We start from the raw sequence: 17,686 nt of genomic DNA, 5'->3' as shown, positions 1-17,686 counted from the left end.
GTCCTCAGGCGCTTCGGGCGAGGGCGACCCGTCCCGGCATTGAAAGGGCGCGGGCATGGGCAATCACGGCGTCGAGCGTCATCGTCCGCCGCTGGCTTCCGGCGTTTCTTTGCGGAAAATCGATGCGGGCATGGCCGCCGCGGGATTCTTCGCGCAGTGCCGCAAACACCGCAATTGCGAGCGCGACGATCGCCGGATCGGCCTCCGCGCCGTCGCCTTCGGCAAGCGGCAGCAGGGCGCCGATCGCATGGTCGAGCGCGGCGCGATAGCGGGTGACGCCGAGCGTTTCCGACACGATGGCGCGTACCGTTTCTAGCCGGGGCGTCGGGGGCGGCGCGATCGCCGGAAGCGACTGCTGCGGAGCGCTGGGCGCGGCTTTGATGACCGAGGCAGCGGCAAGGCCGGTGACGGCGGCCTCCAGCAGCGAGTTGCTCGCCAGCCGGTTGGCGCCGTGAAGGCCGGTGGCCGCGCATTCGCCGACGGCATAGAGACCTGGAACCGTGGTGCGTCCCGCCGCATCCACGGCGATCCCGCCCATATGATAATGCTCGGCCGGGCGCACCGGAATGAGGTCCGTGGCCGGGTCGATACCGGTGCGGGCGCAGATCGCGAAGATCTCGGGGAAACGAGCTTTGAACCGGCTGCCGAGAGCGGTGCGCGCGTCAATGAAAACCCTGCCGCCCCGGGCGATCTCGGCAGCGTTCGCGCGGGCGACGACATCGCGGGGCGCAAGCTCGGCGCCCGGCGTTGCGGCCAGGAAGCGCTCGCCCTTCTCGTTCACCAGGATCGCGCCCTCGCCGCGCACCGCCTCGCTGATCAGCGGCAGCGGGCGGATGTCGCTCGCAAGGGCTGTCGGGTGGAACTGCACGAATTCCATATCGGCAAGGGCCGCACCGGCGCGGGCGGCAAGCGCCACGCCCTGGCCGAAATTGCCCGATGGATTGGTCGAGGCATCGTAGAGCCCGCCAATGCCGCCGGTCGCGATCACAATCTGGGAGGCGGCGAGCCGGATCGGTTGGCCATCCTTCACGCCGGCAAGCCCGCAGATTGCATTGCCCTGAACCAGCAGGCGGCGGACCTCGAAGCCGGAAGACACCGTGATCGAGGGCGTTTCTGTAACGGACCGCGTCAGCGCCGCGACAATGGCGGCCCCCGTGGCATCGCCGCCGGCATGGATGATGCGTCGCCGGAAATGCGCCGCCTCCAGACCGAAGGCAAGCCGGCCATCGGGAGCGCGGTCGAAGGCGACGCCGTGGCGTTCGAGGAAGGCGATGGCGTCCGGCGCGGCCCGCAATATGCGCGCGGCCGCCTCAGTGTCGCACAGCCCGTCGCCGGCAGCGAGCGTGTCGGCGAGATGCAGCCCGGCATTATCGTCGTCGCCAAGGGCGGCCGCGATACCGCCCTGCGCCCAGCCGGTGGAGGTCTCGGCGCCGAGCGCCGCCTTCGTCACCAGCACAACCGGCAGCGGCGCAAGCGCCAGCGCCGTCGCCAGCCCGCCGATCCCGGAGCCGATGATGACAACGGGGGTCATACCGCCAGCATCCGCTCGACGGCGCGGCGCGCATCACCGGCAATCGCGGGATCGACCGTCACTTCGTGGCGCATCTCCTGAAGGGCTTCGCGGATATTGCCGAGCGTGATCCGCTTCATGTGCGGGCACAGATTGCAGGGCCGGACGAAATCCACATCGGGATGATTGACCGCGACATTGTCGCTCATCGAGCATTCCGTCAAAAGCACGACCCGGCCGGGCCGGGCGCTTGCGACATAATCCGACATGCCGGCGGTGGAGCCGGAAAAATCGGCCTCGGCCACGACTTCGGGCGGGCATTCGGGATGGGCGATGATGGTGACGCCGGGCCAGGACTCGCGCATCTCGCGCACATCTTCCGCGGTGAACAACTCGTGGACCTCGCAATGGCCGCGCCAGGCGATCAGCTCGACATCGGTCTCGCGGGCGACATTGCGGGCGAGATATTCGTCCGGCAGCATCAGCACTTTCGGCACGCCGAGCGATTCCACCACCTTCTTGGCATTGCCCGAGGTGCAGCAGATGTCGGAGGCGGCTTTGACGGCGGCGGAAGTGTTGACATAGGTGACCACCGGGACGCCGGGATGGGCCTTGCGCATCAGCGCGATATCCTCCGGCGTGATCGAATCCGCCAGCGAACAGCCGGCGGCCATGTCGGGGATCAGCACCGTCTTTTCCGGGTTCAGCAGCTTGGCGGTCTCGGCCATGAAGTGGACGCCGGCGAGCACGATGACATCGGCATCGACCCTTGTCGCCTCGCGCGCCAGCGCCAGGCTGTCGCCGACGATATCGGCGACGCCGTGGAAGATCTCGGGCGTCTGGTAGTTGTGGGCGAGGATGACGGCGTTGCGCTCCCGCTTCAGGCGGTGGATCGCCTCGATATCGTCGGAAAAGCTCAGCCATTCAGCCTTCGGAATGACATGGGCGACGCGGTCGTAGAGGCTTGCTGCGGAAAAGGGCGCGTTCATCTGCGGTATCTCCATTGTTCGGCCCGGCGCGGAAAAATCGGGGAAGTCGCGCCGGGCCTGCCAGGGGAGGCGTTGGGGAAACCTCGCTCTGGTTTATTAATACTCACATTGAGTATATCATGGGCGCAAGCAATAAGCCTTTATTGACGGAGAGTCAAGAACGCGCGAGCGGGAGTTTCGAAAGCGTCAGCGCCCGTTCCTCGACGATCGCGTGGCGATAGCGGTAAAGCTTGGCCGGCCGGCCGCCGGCCTTGTCGGATGTCTGCCCGGTTTCCTCGATCAGGTTCTGCTGGTCGATCTGGCGCCGGAAATTCGGCTTGTGCAGCTTGAGGCCCGCCAGCGCCTCGACGCATTTCTGAAGCTGAAGCAGCGTGAAGCTTTCCGGCATCAGTTCGAAGATCACCGGCCGGTACTTGATCTTGGCGCGCAGTCTTGCGATCGCGGTCGCCAGAATCCGGCGGTGATCGGCGGCCATCGGCTTGCCGAACCAGAAGGCCGGCGTCTGTCCGGCCTCGGCGATCAGCCCGGCCTCATACATCAGCTCGAAGCGCTGCAGCACCAGCTCCTCGTTCCAGGCCATGCCGTCCATGCCGAAGGCGAAGCGGATGCGGTGGCGGCGTTCGGCCCGGCCGGGCCGCTCGCTCATCGCCCACTGCATCATCATCTCGCTGACCTGTTCCAGTATCTCCGGCCGGCCCTCGCGCAGATCCTCCCACGGGAAATAGGTGTACCAGTCCTTCCACAGCGGCCCGCCGCTGCCGGGCGGCGGCTGTTCGCGCACAAGGCCCAGATAGCTGATCGAGATGGTGTGCTCGCCGTCAAACCCACGGTCGCGGTCGGCGAAGGTATAGAGTTGCTCGAGATAGCCGACGGGATGGCCGGTCTGGGCCCTGATCCAGGAGTTGAGACCGCCCTGCAGCGTGCGGTGGCCGTTCTCGAACGGGCCGGAGGGCAGCGCCGCCCCCATGCGCACGGTCATCACCCGCGGCGCGTCATTGGTGAGCGCGGTCAGGACGGCGATCAGTTCGGCATGGACGCGGGCTTCGGTCACGGACGCTCCGGGTGAGGCTTTTGAGCCGCTTCATTTCAGGCTGAAGGGTACCAGACAGGATAGCACCAAACCGGTCATATCGATAAGCCGCGAAATCAAGGGCTCTCAGACTTTCGCATGATTGGCAAATGGCGTGCTGCTTGTATGGTCGCCTGTGGAAAGCAATTTCTGGAAAATTATGGCGGGTTTGGCGAAACAGGATTACGCGCTTATTGCCATATTTTGCCGAAAATAAGAAAACGATGGAAAATGCAAGGATTTCATGCGTTTGCCGCGCCTGACGCGAGAACGGGAACATGTTTTTTGATTGCACGGTCAATAAAAAGCGCTAGTCTCACCACATGTGTGACGTCCGCGGTTGGGCGCGGACCCGCACTCAGTTCAGCATCTGTCGGAGCCGTGCGCAAAGCCAAACGGTGCCGGAAGAGGCAAGACCTTGGCGGCGAGACGCCGTCGACGAAATGAACCACAAGGGGAAAATGATGAAAAAACTGAAGGCTCTAGCGCTCGCCACGAGCGTCTTCGTATCGCTCGGCGGCGCGGCCAGCGCGTCGACGCTGGTCTATTGCTCGGAAGGCTCGCCCGAGGGCTTCGATCCGGCGCCCTATACCGCAGGCACGACATTCGATGCCTCCTCGCGCGCCATTTACAACCGCCTCGCCGAATTCAAGCACGGCTCCACCGAGGTCGAGCCCGGTCTTGCCGAGAGCTGGGACGTGTCCGATGACGGTCTGGAATATACCTTCCACCTCCGTCCGGGCGTCAAGTTCCAGACCACCGACTATTTCACGCCGACGCGCGAGATGAACGCCGACGACGTGATCTTCTCGTTCATGCGCCAGATGGATGAAACCAGCCCGTGGTACCAGTACGCGCCCGGCATCTCCTGGGAATATTTCAATGGCATGTCGATGCCGGACCTGATCAAGAGCATCGACAAGGTCGATGACATGACGGTCAAGTTCGTGCTCAACCGGCCGGAAGCGCCGATGATCGCGAACCTCGCCATGGACTTCGCCTCGATCATGTCGAAGGAATATGCCGACCAGCTCGAAGCCGCCGGCAATCTGGAGCAGTTGAACCAGAAGCCGGTCGGCACCGGTCCGTTCACCTTCGTGAACTACCAGCAGGATGCCGTCATCCGCTACAAGGCCAATCCGGACTATTACAAGGGCGCTGAAGAACTCGACACGCTGATCTTCGCGATCACCACCGATGCCGCCGTTCGCCGCCAGAAGCTCGAAGCCGGCGAATGCCAGGTCATGGTCTATCCCGCGCCCGCCGATCTGGAAGCGCTGGAAGCCAATGACGACCTCACCGTCATGGCCAAGGAAGGCCTCAATGTCGGCTATCTCGCCTACAACACCAAGGTCGCGCCCTTCGACAATCCGAAGGTCCGCAAGGCGCTGAACATGGCCGTCGACAAGCAGGCCATTCTGGAATCGGTGTTCCAGGGCGCCGGCGAGGTTGCCAAGAACCCGATCCCGCCGACGATGTGGTCCTATAATGACGCGGTTCAGGACGACCCTTACGATCCGGACGCCGCCAAGGCGATGCTGGAAGAGGAAGGCGTCACCGATCTGTCCATGAAGATCTGGGCGATGCCGGTGCAGCGTCCGTATAACCCGAACGCGCGGCGGATGGCCGAGCTGATGCAGGCCGACCTCGCCAAGGTCGGCGTCGATGCCGAGATCGTTTCCTATGAGTGGGGCGAATATCTGGCCCGGTCTTCGGCCGAAGACCGCGACGGCGCCGTGCTGCTCGGCTGGACCGGCGACAATGGCGACCCGGACAACTTCCTGGCCGTGCTGCTTGGCTGCGATGCCGTGGGCGGCTCCAACCGCGCCCAGTGGTGCTACCAGCCGTTCGAGGATCTGATCCAGAAGGCCAAGATCACCTCCGACACCGAAGAGCGCACTGAGCTTTATAAGCAGGCTCAGGTGATCTTCAAGGAACAGGCGCCGTGGAACACGATCGCCCATTCCAAGGTGTTCATGCCGATGACGACCTCGGTTGAAGGCTTTGTCATGGATCCGCTCGGCTATCACCGCTTCGATGATGTGACCATCGCCGAATAAGGCTCGCACAGGAGAAGGGGGCCGGTAACGCGGCTCCGGTTTGCCGAAACCTCTCCCGATCGGGAGTCACCCTCGGGCTTGACCCGAGGGTCCAGGCCGCGCCCACCGTGTGGCCAGGATGCTCGGGTCAGGCCCGGGCAGGACCCCTGACGGGGATGACAGGCTTGGCAGCAGACCGGGGCGCCGGCAATGCGGCCCTCTTCCGTTTCCGGGAATCGCCATGCTCAGATTTCTGTTCAGCAAGCTTTTGCTGATTATCCCGACCTTTATCGGGATCACCATCGTTGCCTTCGGCTTCGTGCGCGTCCTGCCCGGCGATCCGGTGCTGCTTCTGGCCGGCGAGCGCGGCATGGACCCCGACCGATACCAGAAGCTCCTCCACCAGTTCGGTTACGACCGTCCGATCGTGGTGCAGTATCTCGATTATGTCTGGGGGCTGCTGCATGGCGATTTCGGCGTTTCGATCGCCACCAAGCAACCGGTGTTCCGGGAGTTCCTGAATCTGTTCCCGGCCACCGCCGAACTCGCGATCTGCGCGATGCTGCTTGCCATCATCATCGGCATACCGGCGGGCATCCTGTCGGCGGTCAAGCGCGGCTCGGTGTTCGACCAGGCGACCATGGGCGTCGCGCTCACCGGCTATTCGATGCCGATCTTCTGGTGGGGTCTGCTGCTGATCATCCTGTTTTCCGGGATTCTCGGCTGGACGCCGGTGTCCGGCCGCATCTCGCTGCTCTATTATTTCCCGGCGGTCACCGGCTTCATGACGATCGACTCGCTGCTGTCGGGCGAAAAGGGCGCGTTCACCTCGGCGCTTTCCCACCTGATCCTGCCATCAATCGTGCTGGCCACCATCCCGCTTGCGGTGATCGCCCGCCAGACCCGCTCGGCGATGCTGGAAGTGCTGGGCGAGGACTATGTCCGCACCGCCCGCGCCAAGGGGCTTTCCGGCAGGCGCGTCATCGGGGTTCATGCGCTCAGAAACGCGATGATCCCGGTGATCACCACGATCGGCCTGCAGGTCGGCATGCTGATGGCCGGCGCGATCCTGACCGAGACGATCTTTTCCTGGCCGGGCATCGGCAAGTGGATGATCGATTCGATTTCGCGCCGCGACTATCCGGTCGTCCAGGGCGGGCTGGTACTGATTGCCGGGCTGGTGATGCTCGTCAATCTGCTCGTCGACCTGACCTACGGCTTTATCAACCCGCGCATCCGCCACCAATAGGAGCTCAGCCATGTCAGACAGCACGCTGGGCCAGCCGGTCCAAAAAAGAAATATCCGCCTGCAGATGCTGTCCGAATTCTGGCACTATTTCAGCCAGAACAAGGGCGCGGTCGTCGGCCTCGTCATCATCATTTGTCTGGTGCTGGTTGCGGTGTTCGCGCCGCTTCTGGCGCCGCATAATCCGGATCAGCAATATCGCGACATGTTCCTGACCCCGCCATTCTGGCAGGAAGGCGGAACGCTGACCTTCCCGCTCGGCACGGACGCGGTCGGCCGCGACATGCTCTCGCGGCTGATCTTCGGCTCGCGCTATTCGCTTGTGATCGGCCTCGTGGTGGTGTCGGTGGCGCTGCTGCTCGGGATCACGCTCGGGCTGCTGGCCGGCTTCTTCCGCGGCTGGGTCGATGTCGCGATCATGCGGGTGATGGACGTGATCCTCGCCTTCCCGCCGCTGCTTCTGGCGCTGGTGCTGGTCGCAGTGCTCGGCCCCGGCCTGTTCAATGCCATGATCGCCATTGCCCTTGTGCTGCAGCCGCATTTCGCGCGGCTGACGCGGGCGGCGGTAATGGCGGAAGCGCGCCGGGAATATGTGGTCTCGGCCCGCGTCGCGGGCGCGCGCAATCTGCGGCTGATGTTCAAGACCATCCTGCCGAATTGCCTTGCGCCGCTGATCGTGCAGGCCACGCTCTCCTTCTCCAACGCCATTCTGGAGGCCGCCGCCCTTGGCTTTCTCGGCATGGGCGCGCAGCCGCCGACGCCGGAATGGGGCACGATGCTGGCGGAGGCCCGCGAATTCATCCTGCGCGCCTGGTGGGTCGTCACCTTCCCCGGCCTTGCCATCCTGATCACGGTTCTGGCGATCAATCTCGTGGGCGACGGCCTGCGCGACGCGCTCGATCCCAAGCTGAAGCGGAGTTAGAGACCATGCCGCTGTTGGACGTTCAGAACCTTTCCGTCAGCTTCCCGACCGCCGCGGGCGAAACCACGGTGCTGCACAACGCCTCCTACCGGATCGACAGGGGCGAGGTGCTGGCGATCGTCGGCGAGAGCGGGTCCGGCAAGTCGGTGGCGATGCTCGCCGTGATGGGCCTGCTGCCGACGACGGCGACCGTGAAGGCCGATCGCATCGCCTTCGAGGGCCGCGATATCTCGAACCTTTCGGCAAAGGAAAGGCGCCGGATCATCGGCAAGGATATCGCGATGATCTTTCAGGAGCCGGTCGCGAGCCTCAACCCGTGCTTCACCGCCGGGTTCCAGATCGACGAGGTGCTGAAACAGCATACCGACCTCGACAGGAAGGCCCGCCATGCCCGCGCCATCGAACTGCTTCAGGCCGTCGGCCTGCCGGACCCGGAAGACCGTCTGAAGGCTTATCCGCACCAGATGTCGGGCGGCCAGTGCCAGCGCATCATGATCGCGATCGCCATGGCCTGCGCACCGAAGCTGCTGATCGCCGACGAGCCGACCACCGCGCTCGACGTCACGATCCAGAAGCAGATCCTCGAACTGCTCGCCAATCTTCAGGCCGAGACCGGCATGGCGCTGATCATGATCACCCATGACATGGGCGTGGTGGCTGAAACCGCCGACCGGGTGGTGGTGCAATACAAGGGCCGGATGATGGAGGAGGCCGACGTGCTGTCGCTGTTCGAAAACCCGAAACACGCCTACACCAGGGCGCTGCTTTCGGCGCTGCCCGAAAACGCCACCGGCGACCGCCTGCCGACCATCGACTATTCCGCCGATTACACCGGAGGTGCCGCATGAGCGAGATCGTAGCGAAAGGCACCGGTATCGTGCGCGATTACATCGTGCCCGGCGGCATGTTCAGGAATGCCCGCACGGTGCGTGCGCTGAAGGGCGTCGATTTTTCCGTCGAGCGCGGCAGGACGCTGGCGCTTGTGGGGGAATCCGGCTGCGGCAAGTCCACGCTTGCCCGGATCATCACCATGATCGATGCCCAGACCGGTGGCGACCTCGAAATCGAGGGTCAGGCCGTCGACATTTCGAAAACGCGGCCGACGCCCGGGCAGCGCCGCAAGGTGCAGATCGTGTTCCAGAACCCGTACGGCTCGCTCAACCCGCGCCAGAAGATCGGCGACGTGCTGATGGAACCGCTGCTGCTCAATACCGATGACACGGCGAGCGACCGCCGCGACAAGGCCCATGACCTTCTGAAGAAGGTCGGCCTCGGGCCCGAGCATTTCGACCGTTATCCGCACATGTTCTCCGGCGGCCAGCGCCAGCGGATCGCGATCGCCCGCGCGCTGATCCTCAATCCGAGCCTGCTGGTGCTCGACGAGCCGGTCTCCGCGCTCGATCTCTCGGTGCAGGCCCAGATCCTGAACCTGCTTGCCGACCTTCAGGACGAGTTCGACCTCACCTATATCTTCGTTTCCCACGACCTGTCGGTGGTGCGCTATATCTGCGACGAGATCATGGTGATGTATTTCGGCGAAGTGGTCGAACGCGGCACCCGCGACGCCGTGTTCTCCGACCCGCAGCACGACTATACCCGGACCCTGTTCAAGGCGACGCCGAAGGCCGACGTGGAGAGCATCCGCGCAAGGCTCGCCGCCAAGCAGGCGAAGATGGCGGCTGGCGGATAGGGTGAGGTCTCGCCTCCCACAATCTCCTTCTTCGAAACGGAGATAGTCAAGTTACAAAACCCGCCATCCAACTCCGTCACCCCGGCCTTGAGCCGGGGTCCAGGGCCCTGCGACGGGCATCGGATATGTGGCCCTGGATGCCGGCTCAAGGCCGGCATGACGGAAGACAGCGTGGCGACGACCCACAGAGGGATCGCTGTTTGTTTTCCGCTCTACTCCGCGCGGTCTCCCGCTCGGCTGATTTTCAGCAACGCCTACCCTCAGACCTCTCGCGGAAACGCCTCGCCCGCCCCGATCAGCGCCAGACCGTGGGCGATCGAAAGCAGTTCGCCGCCCGTCTCGATCTCCGAAAACCTGTTCTCGAAAATCTTGCGCACGGCCGGAACGAACGAGGTGCCGCCGGTCAGGAACACCTTGTCGATCTCCTGCGGTGAAAGCCCGGCACCCTCGATCGCCTCGTCGAGCGCTGCCTCCATCTGGCCGAGCTCGCCGGAAATCCAGCCCTCGAAATCGGCGCGGCGGATGGTGCGGCGGCTGTCGCGGCCGAGCGGCGCGAAGAAGAATTCGGCCTCGTCGCCGTCCGACAGCGCCCGCTTGGCGGCCGAGACGGCTTCATAGAGCGGATAGCCCTCGTCATTCTCGATCAGGTCGATGAACAGGTCCAGCGCGTCCGGGTCTGTCGCATCGCGCACCAGGCTTTTCAGGTCGGTGAAGTCGCGGGTGGTCTTGAAGATCGAAAGCTGGCTCCAGCGGCCGAAATTGGCGTAGTAATTCGACGGCACGTCGAGGGTCTTGCCGAAGCTTTTGTAATGCGTGCCCTTGCCGATCATCGGGCTCACGACATTGTCGATGATGCGGTAGTCGAACATGTCGCCGGCAACGCCGACGCCGGAATGCGACAGCGGCTCGGCGGAGAGCTTTCCCGCCGTCCTCGAAAACCGGATGATCGAATAGTCGGTGGTGCCGCCGCCGAAATCGGCGACCAGCACATTTGCATCGCTTTGAAGCCGCTCGGCGAAATACCAGGCCGCCGCCACCGGCTCCAGCACGAAGCGGATCTCGGGAAAGCCGAAGCGCGACAGCGCGTCGTTGTAGCGCGCGAGCGCCAGCGCCTCATCCGCGCCGATGCCGGCAAAACGCACCGGCCGGCCGGCGACGACGCGGCTGATATCCGCCGGCCAGCCATCGCCGGCATAGCTCATCAGCTTTTCCAGAAACACCGCCATCAGATCGGCAAAGGAATGGCGGCGGCCGAGAACCGCGGTTTCCTTGAACAGCGGGCTTGCCGCATAGGTCTTGATCGATTGCAGGAACCGGCATTCGCCGGGATGGTCGATCAGCGTGCGGATTGCGGCGGCACCGGCCTCGGTGGCAAGCGGCGCGCCGAAGCCCGCCTGCCTATCCTTCATGAAGGACAGGCAGGTGCGCATCGTATCGGTGATGCCGGCGCGGCTTTCGAAGGAGAGCGACCGGGTCTCGCCGGCATTGTCGCCGGGGATCGCGATCACGGTGTTGGTCGTGCCGAAGTCGAGGCCGAGCGCGCTCATGGGGGATATCCTGTTGCGGTGCGAAAGGGCCGGCGTTTATACGCCGCCTTGGAGTGATTGCAAGGGACCGGAAGCAATTTAGGGATATAAACCTATGCGTGTCGGCGTCGACGGCGAAGCCGTGTATCATGGCGCGGCAACGACAGGAGGACTTCATGAAAGCCGCAATTTTCATCGCAATTTCGATTTCGCTCGCCGCCCTTCATGCCAAAGCGGAGGACAAGGTTTCGCTCGCGCTGCCCGAAGGGACCACGGAGATCTCGGCCAGCTACGACTGCGGCGATTTCACGCTCGACGCCCGCTACATCAATGGCGGACAGATCGCGCTCGCGGAGCTTCAGTGGCCCGACAATCACGTCATCGCCGCCAACGTCATCGCAGCCTCCGGCGCGCGCTATGCCGCCGGTCCCTATGTCTGGTGGAGCAAGGGCAATGACGGCACGCTTTACAACGTCACCAAGGGTGAAAACGATCCCGGCATTGCCTGCACCGGCAAATCCTGAGAGACGGTGGACAATTTCTTCGTCATTTCCGGCTGTTCGGGCGGGGGCAAGACGACGCTGATTGCAGCCCTTGCCCGCCGCGGCCATGCGGCCGTGGAAGAGCCCGGCCGCCGGATCGTGGCGGAGGAACTGGCAGGCGATGGCGCGGCCCTGCCATGGGTTGATCCCGAAGCCTTCGCCCGGCGCGCCATCGACATGGCGATCGCCGATTTCGAGCGAATGCGCCGCCATGATGGCCCGGTGTTCTTCGATCGCGGCCTTGTGGATGCGGTGGCAGCACTTTCTCATGTCACCGGTGCCGCACCCGGCCTGCTTTCGCAATACCGCTACAATGCCGTCGCGTTCATGACGCCGCCCTGGCCGGAGATCTTCGAAAACGACGACGAGCGCCGGCACGGGCTGGAACGGGGCGTGGAAGAATATCAGCGCCTGCTGAAATTCTATCCCGCGCACGGCTATCGCCCGGTCATCCTGCCGAAGATGGCGGTGGAGGCGCGGGTCGATTTTGTCCTCGGCCATGTTTGAACCGGTCAGCGAACCGCTGGGCCGGTTCTGCGGCTTGACGGTCCGCATCGGCGGCGCTATCGGCTGATGCGTTGCCCGGTATGCGCGCGGGCGGGAGGCGTTTCATGGCAGCAGCAAGCCGGATGTCCGGCGTCGGCCTTGCGGTGGCGGCGGTGGCCGTGCTTTCGGGCGTTGATGCGCTGGCCAAGAGCCTCGGCGCGGAACTGTCGAGCTTTCAGGTCGTGTTCCTGCGCTATGCCGTCTCGGCGCTGTTTCTTGCGCTGTTCGTCTGCATCTTTGTTCGCAAATGGCCGCGCCGGGGGTTCATGAAGGCCCATATCCTGCGCGGCTTTCTGGCGGCGGTGACGGCCAGCCTGTTCTTCTACGGCCTTGTCGGCATGCCGCTTTTGATGGCGCTGGCGCTGGCGATGACGGCGCCGATCTATATGGCGATGCTGGGCGCGCTGGTGTTTGGCGAACGGCCCGGCCGCTCGGTGCTGATCGCGCTGGCGCTCGCGGTTTCCGGCTCGGCGCTGATCGTTGCCGCCAAGGGCTCGGGCTTTGCCGGCCCGCCGGTCACGCTGCCGGTGATCGCGGCGGGGCTTGGCGCGCCGCTCGCCTATGCCTTCACGGCGATCGCGATGAAGAAGTCCTCGGCCGACGATCATCCGGTGACGCTGAGCCTGATGCAGACCGTCTTCGCCGGGCTTTTCTGCCTGCCGCTGGCCATCGTGCTGTGGCAGACGCCCGCGCCCGCGCTCTACTGGCAGATCGGGCTGATCGGGCTTTGCGGCGCGGTCGGCTTCATCTGCCTGATTTCCGCCCTTGCCCGCATCCCCGCCTCGCTTTACGCCGTCATCGATTATTCGGCGCTGGTCTGGGCCGGCTTCTTCGGCTTCGTGTTTTTCGGCGAGATACCGGCATGGCCGACGCTGTTCGGCGGTGGGCTGATCGTGATTGCCTGCCTGCTGACGGCGCGCGACCAGCGGGCGCCGGATCGGATCACGACGAAATCAGGGCTTGAACCCTGATGGTCCGAAGGCCTACATAAGCCCGCGACAGAACACAGGTGACGCGTGAACACAATTGCGACCGATATCGATGCCCTCGAGGCCGCCCGTCTTCAGCGCGAGGCGATCATGAAGGCGGTTCATGATATTCTGGTGGCGCTCGGCGAGGATCCCGCCCGCGAGGGCCTGCGCGATACGCCCCTCCGGGTCGCCAAGATGTACCAAGAGGTGTTTTCCGGCCGCGACGAAGACCCGCGCACCCATCTTGATACCGTGTTTCAGGAAGACGGCCATGATGACATCGTCGTCGTCAGGGATATCGTGTTTCACACCATGTGCGAGCATCATCTGCTGCCGTTCTTCGGCAAGGCCCATATCGCCTACCTGCCCGATGGCGGCCGGCTGACCGGCCTTTCCAAGCTCGCCCGCGTGGTTGATACCATTTCCCGCCGCCCGCAATTGCAGGAACGCCTGACCGGCCAGATCGCGGATGCGATCGAAGACGCGCTCGCGCCGAAGGGCGTGATGGTGATGGTCGAGGCCGAGCACATGTGCATGGCGATGCGCGGCATCAAGGCGCACGGCTCCAAAACCGTCACCCTCGTCACCCGCGGCCTGTTCGATACCGACCGCGACCGCCGCGCTGAAACGCTGTCGCTGCTGAAGGGCGCTGCCTGACCGGCGGCGCGCCAGCCATTTTTTTCAGCCCCCGCCCCCAAGACGCTTGAAAAATCGCCGAAGAGCCTGTAACAGCGCACTGCAACGCGCAACCGCGTTCGGGCCGCCTTAGCTCAGTTGGTAGAGCATCGCATTCGTAATGCGGGGGTCACGTGTTCGAGTCACGTAGGCGGCACCATTAAGCTTCCAAATCATAATGTTTTCTTGTTTGATCTGCTGTCCGCGTCGAAGGACTAGGCCGCGACGGAACGGGACTGGCTCCGCTTCCGGGGGACTTCCGAAATTGACTTTTCACCGATCCCTGCAAGGCGAACGGGATCGTGGCCTTCGAACTTGACGACCAACTCGAGTTCTCCGCCGAGAGCCTCAACATATTCCCGAAGCGTGGAAAGCAGGAAATCGGAGCGCTTTTCAAGCTGCGCCACCGACACCTGCTTTTTGCCCATCTTCTTTCCAATATGCTCCTGTGTAAGGTCGAGCGCCTTGCGAAGCTTCTGAAGGGTATCGTATTCCTCCAGTAATTCCTTCGCCCGGAGGTCGGACGCCGCGATCATCTCAGGCGTCATTGTTTCGGCAAAAACGTCTTCTGCGGATTTGGCCATCACTTCTTCTCCAACGCGTTCAAATGCGCCTTGTAACGCTTATCGGCCGTACCGATCAGCGTCTTGTAAAACTTCTTCTCGCTAGTGCCCGATTTGTCAGCCGCGACGAGGATAACGGCTTTCCTGTGGGGGTCGAATGCAAAGGCGGCCCTCCAGGCTCCATCAGCGGCATTAAACCGAAGCTCCTTCATGTTTGCGTATTTCGAGCCGTTGAGTGTGTCAGCCCGTGGTCGTCCGAGCTCAGGTCCACGCTCCCCGAGCAGCAGGATCATTGCGCGCAACTCGATCTTGACCTCTTTGTCGAACGCCTTGAACTCGTCGGCGAAGCTATCATCGAATACCACATTCCATGCCATCAGATATAACTTTCACCTTATATAATTTCAACCCTATAAATTATGTCGCGCGCAGCAGGTTACGCTGTTTGTCATCGAAGAATAATGCCTGCACTGTCGCTATCGCCCTTTCAAACCAAAGCACTGCTCTTCAACCGCGTCAGATCCCGCGTGATCTCCTTCGAGGCGGATTTCAGGACCGGGGCGTAGCGTTCGCAGGCTTCGCGCTGGGAGGAGAAGGCGGAGCGGAAATAGGTGAGGCCGAGGCTTGCGACCACGCGGCCGGCGTCGTTGAACACGGGCACGGCGATGGTATCGGAGTTGCGCGGCTCGACATGGGTGGCGCGGGTGGCATAGCCGCGCGCCTTGGTCATCGCGATCAGCCGCGCCATTTTTTCCGGGTTGCGGGCAAGCTCGTTTTCGGGGTCGTCCGACATCTGCAGCATGCGCAGGATCAGCACCAGTTCCTCCTCCTCGGCAAAGGCGACATAGGCAAGTCCGAGGCCGCGGGTGATCAGCGGCAGGCGCATGTTGACGGTCTTGTGGAACGGCGAGACCGAACTGTCCGGCACGGTCGAAAACCGCACCACCACGGCATCGCGGTCCAAGAGCGCGATCGAGACCGGCCACTGATATTTGCGGGTGACGGCCACGGCCCAGGGGCGGCCTGCCTCCACCACCATCGGCTCCTTGTGGTAGCCGGAACTGAGCGAGGCCACCAGCGCGCTCAGCTGATAGCCGCCGACGCGCGGATCGTTTTCCACATAGCCGGCCTGTTCCAGCGTCTTCAGGATCCTGACCAGCGTCGGCTTCGGTAGCCCGGTGCGCTCATGAAGGCTGGCGATGGATGTATAAGGCTGCAGGTTCATTTCCTGCAGCACGCGCAGTCCGCGCTCTATCGAACGAATGCTCACCTTGTCCTCCCGGCGTTTCGTCTGTCGAAACGGGTGGGGTTTGCACGTTGTCGGCGCAAATTGTCAAGCCCTATACCTTTTTCCAGTGAGACAAGGAGAATGGCATGGCAGACGTCGGGGCGGACAACAGGGAGAAGGCGCGCGCGCTGATGGCAACGATCGATGACGGCGTCGTCGACGGGCTGATGAAGGGGGCGGTGGATCTGCACGTCCATTCCGGCCCCTCGACGATGGCGCGCCAGCTCGATCATTTCCAGGCCGTGGAACAGGCGGCGGCCGCCGGCATGCGCGGCATCATGTTCAAGGATCATCACTATTCCGTAGCACCCTTCCTGCCGATCATGGAACGGGTGCTCGGCCATCTGAACGTGGCGATGTATGGCGGGCTGGTGCTGAACAACACCACCGGCGGGCTGAACCCCTTCGTGGTCGACGCCCAGCTCAACCAGGGCGCAAAGCTCGTCTGGATGCCGACGGCGCAATCGGCCAACCACATCCGCTCCTCCCACCGCAAGTCGCGGCTTGCCTCCAACGTCCAGCTCAAGAAGTCACCGGGCATCACCGTGCTCGACGCCTATGGCGACATTCTCGACGTGGTCAAGGAGATCCTCGATTCGATCGCCGCCTTCGACGCGATCCTGTCGTCGGGCCATCTCCACGTCTACGAGATCTGGAAACTGTTCGAGGAGGCGAAGAAGCGCGGCGTCAAGCGGCTTCTGGTCAACCATCCGATGTATGGCCTGCACTTCACCTATCAGGACATCACCGAGCTTGCCCGGTTCGGCGCGCTGATCGAGCAGTCGGCCTGCCTCTATGTGGATTCGCGCTTCAACGTGTTCTCGCCGGACGAACTGAAGGAGCACATCCTGGCCGCCGGCGTCGAGCATTCCTCGATCGGCTCCGACCTTGGACAGGTCGATAACCCGTCGCCGGTCGAAGGCATGCGCCAGGCGATCAAGCTGCTGCTCGCGCTCGGCTTTTCCGAGGCGGATGTGCGCGTGATGGTCCGCGACAATTCGGCGAAGCTCGTCGGCCTCGACTGAAACCCTTTCTCCGTGTGCCGGACGGGCGCCGAGACACGAAAACCGACATGAAGCCCGCCCGAACAGCAGGAGACTACCTTGAAACTAGGAATGATCAATCATCAGGGACGCCCGGCGCTGGTCGCCGAGAAGGACGGCAGGCCCGTGCTTCTGTCCGAACTCTATGCCAGCGCCGGCCTCGGCGATGCGCCCCGTTCGATGCTCGATCTGATCGAGGATGGCAGGCTGGCGGAAGTGCGTGACGCCTTCGACAAGGGCACCGCCGCGCCGCTCGATGAGGCCACGCTCGACTGGCTGCCGCCGCAGCCGCGCCCGACCAAGGTGCTCGGCGTTGCCTTCAACAATATGGGCATCCGCAAATCCGCGCATCGCGATCCGGGCGTCCCGAATTTCTTCCTGAAGGCGCCGTCGTGCCTGACCGGCCACAACAAGCCGGTGATCATGGAAGAGCATTTCGGCGAGACCATTCCGGAACTGGAGCTTGCCGCCGTGATCGGCAAGCGCTGCCGGAAAATCTCCGTGGAGGAAGCCAAGGACGCGATCTTCGGCTTCACCATCACCAATGACGTCACCTCGCATGGCCTGAAATTCGGCCTCGATTCGATCGCCACCACGCGCGAGAAGGAGCTGATCCGCCCGCATCATCTGGCATGGCGCAACCGCAAGGGCGAGGACGACAACGACGTCTATTTCGTCTACCACACCCGCTCCAAGGCGACCGACACGTTCGGCCCGATGGGACCGTGGATCACCACCGCCGACGCGGTTTCAAACCCTGACGCGCTGGAGGTCAAGGGCTGGTTCGACGGCGAGCCGTTCGCGGTCGATTCGACGGCGAGCTACCGTTTCAAGGTCGCGGAGGTGATCGCGGAGGCGAGCCGCTATTTCACGCTGGAGCCCGGCGACATCATCTGCTTCGGCACCTCGGCCAAGGGCGTCGGCAACTTCCCCAATGGCCATCGTTCGGTCAATATGCACAAGCTTTCGGGCGTGATCGATATCGAGATCGAGGGTCTCGGCAGATTGTCGAACCCCGTCGTGCACGACTGGAAATGATCTGACAAACGCATCGGCCAGCGGTCGAT

General features: G+C 63.4%; 18 protein-coding genes and 1 tRNA gene. 12 read left to right on the top strand and 7 right to left on the bottom strand.

Going from position 1 to position 17,686, the window contains the following annotated elements; translation table 11 throughout:
* Nucleotides 1-4: 4 nt before the first annotated feature.
* The 3 genes from HQ843_RS05055 to HQ843_RS05045 all read right to left on the bottom strand — a co-directional run bounded on the left by HQ843_RS05055 (nt 5) and on the right by HQ843_RS05045 (nt 3,550).
* Complete coding sequence (locus HQ843_RS05055; RefSeq protein WP_180899546.1) at nt 5-1,531, bottom strand: L-aspartate oxidase; 1,527 nt, start codon at nt 1,529-1,531, stop codon at nt 5-7.
* Nucleotides 1,528-2,499 (bottom strand): quinolinate synthase NadA, encoded by a 972-nt coding sequence (gene nadA / locus HQ843_RS05050; protein ID WP_180899547.1) that lies wholly within the window; start codon nt 2,497-2,499, stop codon nt 1,528-1,530. The genes HQ843_RS05055 and nadA overlap by 4 nt, the downstream gene beginning before the upstream one ends.
* 154 nt (nt 2,500-2,653) lie before the next feature.
* The gene (locus HQ843_RS05045; RefSeq protein ID WP_180899548.1) at nt 2,654-3,550 is read right to left on the bottom strand and encodes an NUDIX hydrolase; all 897 of its coding nucleotides are present in this window, start codon (nt 3,548-3,550) and stop codon (nt 2,654-2,656) included.
* Nucleotides 3,551-4,032: 482 nt separating this feature from the next.
* Here HQ843_RS05045 and HQ843_RS05040 point away from each other — a divergent pair, with 482 nt between their 5' ends.
* From HQ843_RS05040 to HQ843_RS05020, 5 genes are all read left to right on the top strand, one after another.
* On the top strand, nt 4,033-5,628 hold the full coding sequence (locus HQ843_RS05040; RefSeq protein ID WP_180899549.1) for an ABC transporter substrate-binding protein: 1,596 nt from the start codon (nt 4,033-4,035) through the stop codon (nt 5,626-5,628).
* A gap of 220 nt (nt 5,629-5,848) precedes the next feature.
* Nucleotides 5,849-6,856 carry an ABC transporter permease subunit gene (locus tag HQ843_RS05035; RefSeq protein ID WP_180899550.1) on the top strand — a complete coding sequence of 336 codons (1,008 nt, stop codon included), beginning with the start codon at nt 5,849-5,851 and terminating at the stop codon, nt 6,854-6,856.
* 10 nt (nt 6,857-6,866) lie between these two features.
* Nucleotides 6,867-7,775, top strand: coding sequence for an ABC transporter permease subunit (locus HQ843_RS05030; protein ID WP_180899551.1), 909 nt, complete (start codon nt 6,867-6,869; stop codon nt 7,773-7,775).
* 5 nt (nt 7,776-7,780) lie between these two features.
* Nucleotides 7,781-8,623 (top strand): ABC transporter ATP-binding protein, encoded by an 843-nt coding sequence (locus HQ843_RS05025; protein WP_180899552.1) that lies wholly within the window; start codon nt 7,781-7,783, stop codon nt 8,621-8,623.
* On the top strand, nt 8,620-9,465 hold the full coding sequence (locus HQ843_RS05020; RefSeq protein ID WP_180899553.1) for an ATP-binding cassette domain-containing protein: 846 nt from the start codon (nt 8,620-8,622) through the stop codon (nt 9,463-9,465). Before HQ843_RS05025 ends, HQ843_RS05020 begins: the two co-directional genes overlap by 4 nt.
* Before the next feature lie 260 nt (nt 9,466-9,725).
* On the opposite strand, the gene HQ843_RS05015 is transcribed toward HQ843_RS05020, so the two are convergent.
* Complete coding sequence (locus tag HQ843_RS05015; RefSeq protein WP_180899554.1) at nt 9,726-11,012, bottom strand: Hsp70 family protein; 1,287 nt, start codon at nt 11,010-11,012, stop codon at nt 9,726-9,728.
* Between the two features lie 155 nt (nt 11,013-11,167).
* Between HQ843_RS05015 and HQ843_RS05010 the strand changes: the two genes are divergently transcribed.
* From HQ843_RS05010 to HQ843_RS04990, 5 genes are all read left to right on the top strand, one after another.
* Entirely contained in the window at nt 11,168-11,515 is a 348-nt protein-coding gene (locus tag HQ843_RS05010) for an MliC family protein (protein WP_180899555.1), read from the top strand.
* 6 nt (nt 11,516-11,521) lie between these two features.
* Nucleotides 11,522-12,040 carry an AAA family ATPase gene (locus HQ843_RS05005; RefSeq protein ID WP_180899556.1) on the top strand — a complete coding sequence of 173 codons (519 nt, stop codon included), beginning with the start codon at nt 11,522-11,524 and terminating at the stop codon, nt 12,038-12,040.
* 104 nt (nt 12,041-12,144) lie between these two features.
* Nucleotides 12,145-13,050: a DMT family transporter gene (locus HQ843_RS05000; protein WP_180899557.1), complete on the top strand. Its 906-nt coding sequence runs from the start codon at nt 12,145-12,147 to the stop codon at nt 13,048-13,050.
* A 45-nt stretch (nt 13,051-13,095) separates the two neighbouring features.
* A complete protein-coding gene (folE, locus tag HQ843_RS04995; RefSeq protein ID WP_180899558.1) occupies nt 13,096-13,707 on the top strand; it encodes a GTP cyclohydrolase I FolE in 612 nt (203 codons plus the stop codon).
* Between the two features lie 102 nt (nt 13,708-13,809).
* A tRNA-Thr gene (locus HQ843_RS04990) sits at nt 13,810-13,885 on the top strand.
* A 55-nt stretch (nt 13,886-13,940) separates the two neighbouring features.
* On the opposite strand, the gene HQ843_RS04985 is transcribed toward HQ843_RS04990, so the two are convergent.
* From HQ843_RS04985 to HQ843_RS04975, 3 genes are all read right to left on the bottom strand, one after another.
* Entirely contained in the window at nt 13,941-14,309 is a 369-nt protein-coding gene (locus HQ843_RS04985) for an XRE family transcriptional regulator (RefSeq protein WP_180899559.1), read from the bottom strand.
* Nucleotides 14,309-14,665 (bottom strand): type II toxin-antitoxin system RelE/ParE family toxin, encoded by a 357-nt coding sequence (locus HQ843_RS04980; RefSeq protein WP_180899560.1) that lies wholly within the window; start codon nt 14,663-14,665, stop codon nt 14,309-14,311. Before HQ843_RS04980 ends, HQ843_RS04985 begins: the two co-directional genes overlap by 1 nt.
* Nucleotides 14,666-14,775: 110 nt before the next feature.
* Nucleotides 14,776-15,558: a helix-turn-helix domain-containing protein gene (locus tag HQ843_RS04975; protein WP_180899561.1), complete on the bottom strand. Its 783-nt coding sequence runs from the start codon at nt 15,556-15,558 to the stop codon at nt 14,776-14,778.
* A gap of 104 nt (nt 15,559-15,662) precedes the next feature.
* Between HQ843_RS04975 and HQ843_RS04970 the strand changes: the two genes are divergently transcribed.
* Both HQ843_RS04970 and HQ843_RS04965 read left to right on the top strand, forming a co-directional pair.
* Nucleotides 15,663-16,601 carry a DUF6282 family protein gene (locus tag HQ843_RS04970; RefSeq protein WP_180899562.1) on the top strand — a complete coding sequence of 313 codons (939 nt, stop codon included), beginning with the start codon at nt 15,663-15,665 and terminating at the stop codon, nt 16,599-16,601.
* A gap of 78 nt (nt 16,602-16,679) precedes the next feature.
* The gene (locus HQ843_RS04965; protein WP_180899563.1) at nt 16,680-17,657 is read left to right on the top strand and encodes a fumarylacetoacetate hydrolase family protein; all 978 of its coding nucleotides are present in this window, start codon (nt 16,680-16,682) and stop codon (nt 17,655-17,657) included.
* Nucleotides 17,658-17,686: the final 29 nt, after the last annotated feature.

The organism is Martelella sp. NC20, assembly GCF_013459645.1.
Lineage (GTDB): Bacteria > Pseudomonadota > Alphaproteobacteria > Rhizobiales > Rhizobiaceae > Martelella.
This window is presented reverse-complemented; position numbering and strand designations above follow the sequence as displayed.

Coding starts and splice junctions, on each gene's coding strand:
- HQ843_RS05055 (WP_180899546.1), bottom strand. CDS start 1,531: ATGACCCCCGTTGTCATCATCGGCTCCGGGATCGGCGGGCTGGCGACG.
- nadA (WP_180899547.1), bottom strand. CDS start 2,499: ATGAACGCGCCCTTTTCCGCAGCAAGCCTCTACGACCGCGTCGCCCAT.
- HQ843_RS05040 (WP_180899549.1), top strand. CDS start 4,033: ATGAAAAAACTGAAGGCTCTAGCGCTCGCCACGAGCGTCTTCGTATCG.
- HQ843_RS05035 (WP_180899550.1), top strand. CDS start 5,849: ATGCTCAGATTTCTGTTCAGCAAGCTTTTGCTGATTATCCCGACCTTT.
- HQ843_RS05030 (WP_180899551.1), top strand. CDS start 6,867: ATGTCAGACAGCACGCTGGGCCAGCCGGTCCAAAAAAGAAATATCCGC.
- HQ843_RS05025 (WP_180899552.1), top strand. CDS start 7,781: ATGCCGCTGTTGGACGTTCAGAACCTTTCCGTCAGCTTCCCGACCGCC.
- HQ843_RS05020 (WP_180899553.1), top strand. CDS start 8,620: ATGAGCGAGATCGTAGCGAAAGGCACCGGTATCGTGCGCGATTACATC.
- HQ843_RS05015 (WP_180899554.1), bottom strand. CDS start 11,012: ATGAGCGCGCTCGGCCTCGACTTCGGCACGACCAACACCGTGATCGCG.
- HQ843_RS05010 (WP_180899555.1), top strand. CDS start 11,168: ATGAAAGCCGCAATTTTCATCGCAATTTCGATTTCGCTCGCCGCCCTT.
- HQ843_RS05000 (WP_180899557.1), top strand. CDS start 12,145: ATGGCAGCAGCAAGCCGGATGTCCGGCGTCGGCCTTGCGGTGGCGGCG.
- HQ843_RS04985 (WP_180899559.1), bottom strand. CDS start 14,309: ATGGCCAAATCCGCAGAAGACGTTTTTGCCGAAACAATGACGCCTGAG.
- HQ843_RS04980 (WP_180899560.1), bottom strand. CDS start 14,665: ATGGCATGGAATGTGGTATTCGATGATAGCTTCGCCGACGAGTTCAAG.
- HQ843_RS04970 (WP_180899562.1), top strand. CDS start 15,663: ATGGCAGACGTCGGGGCGGACAACAGGGAGAAGGCGCGCGCGCTGATG.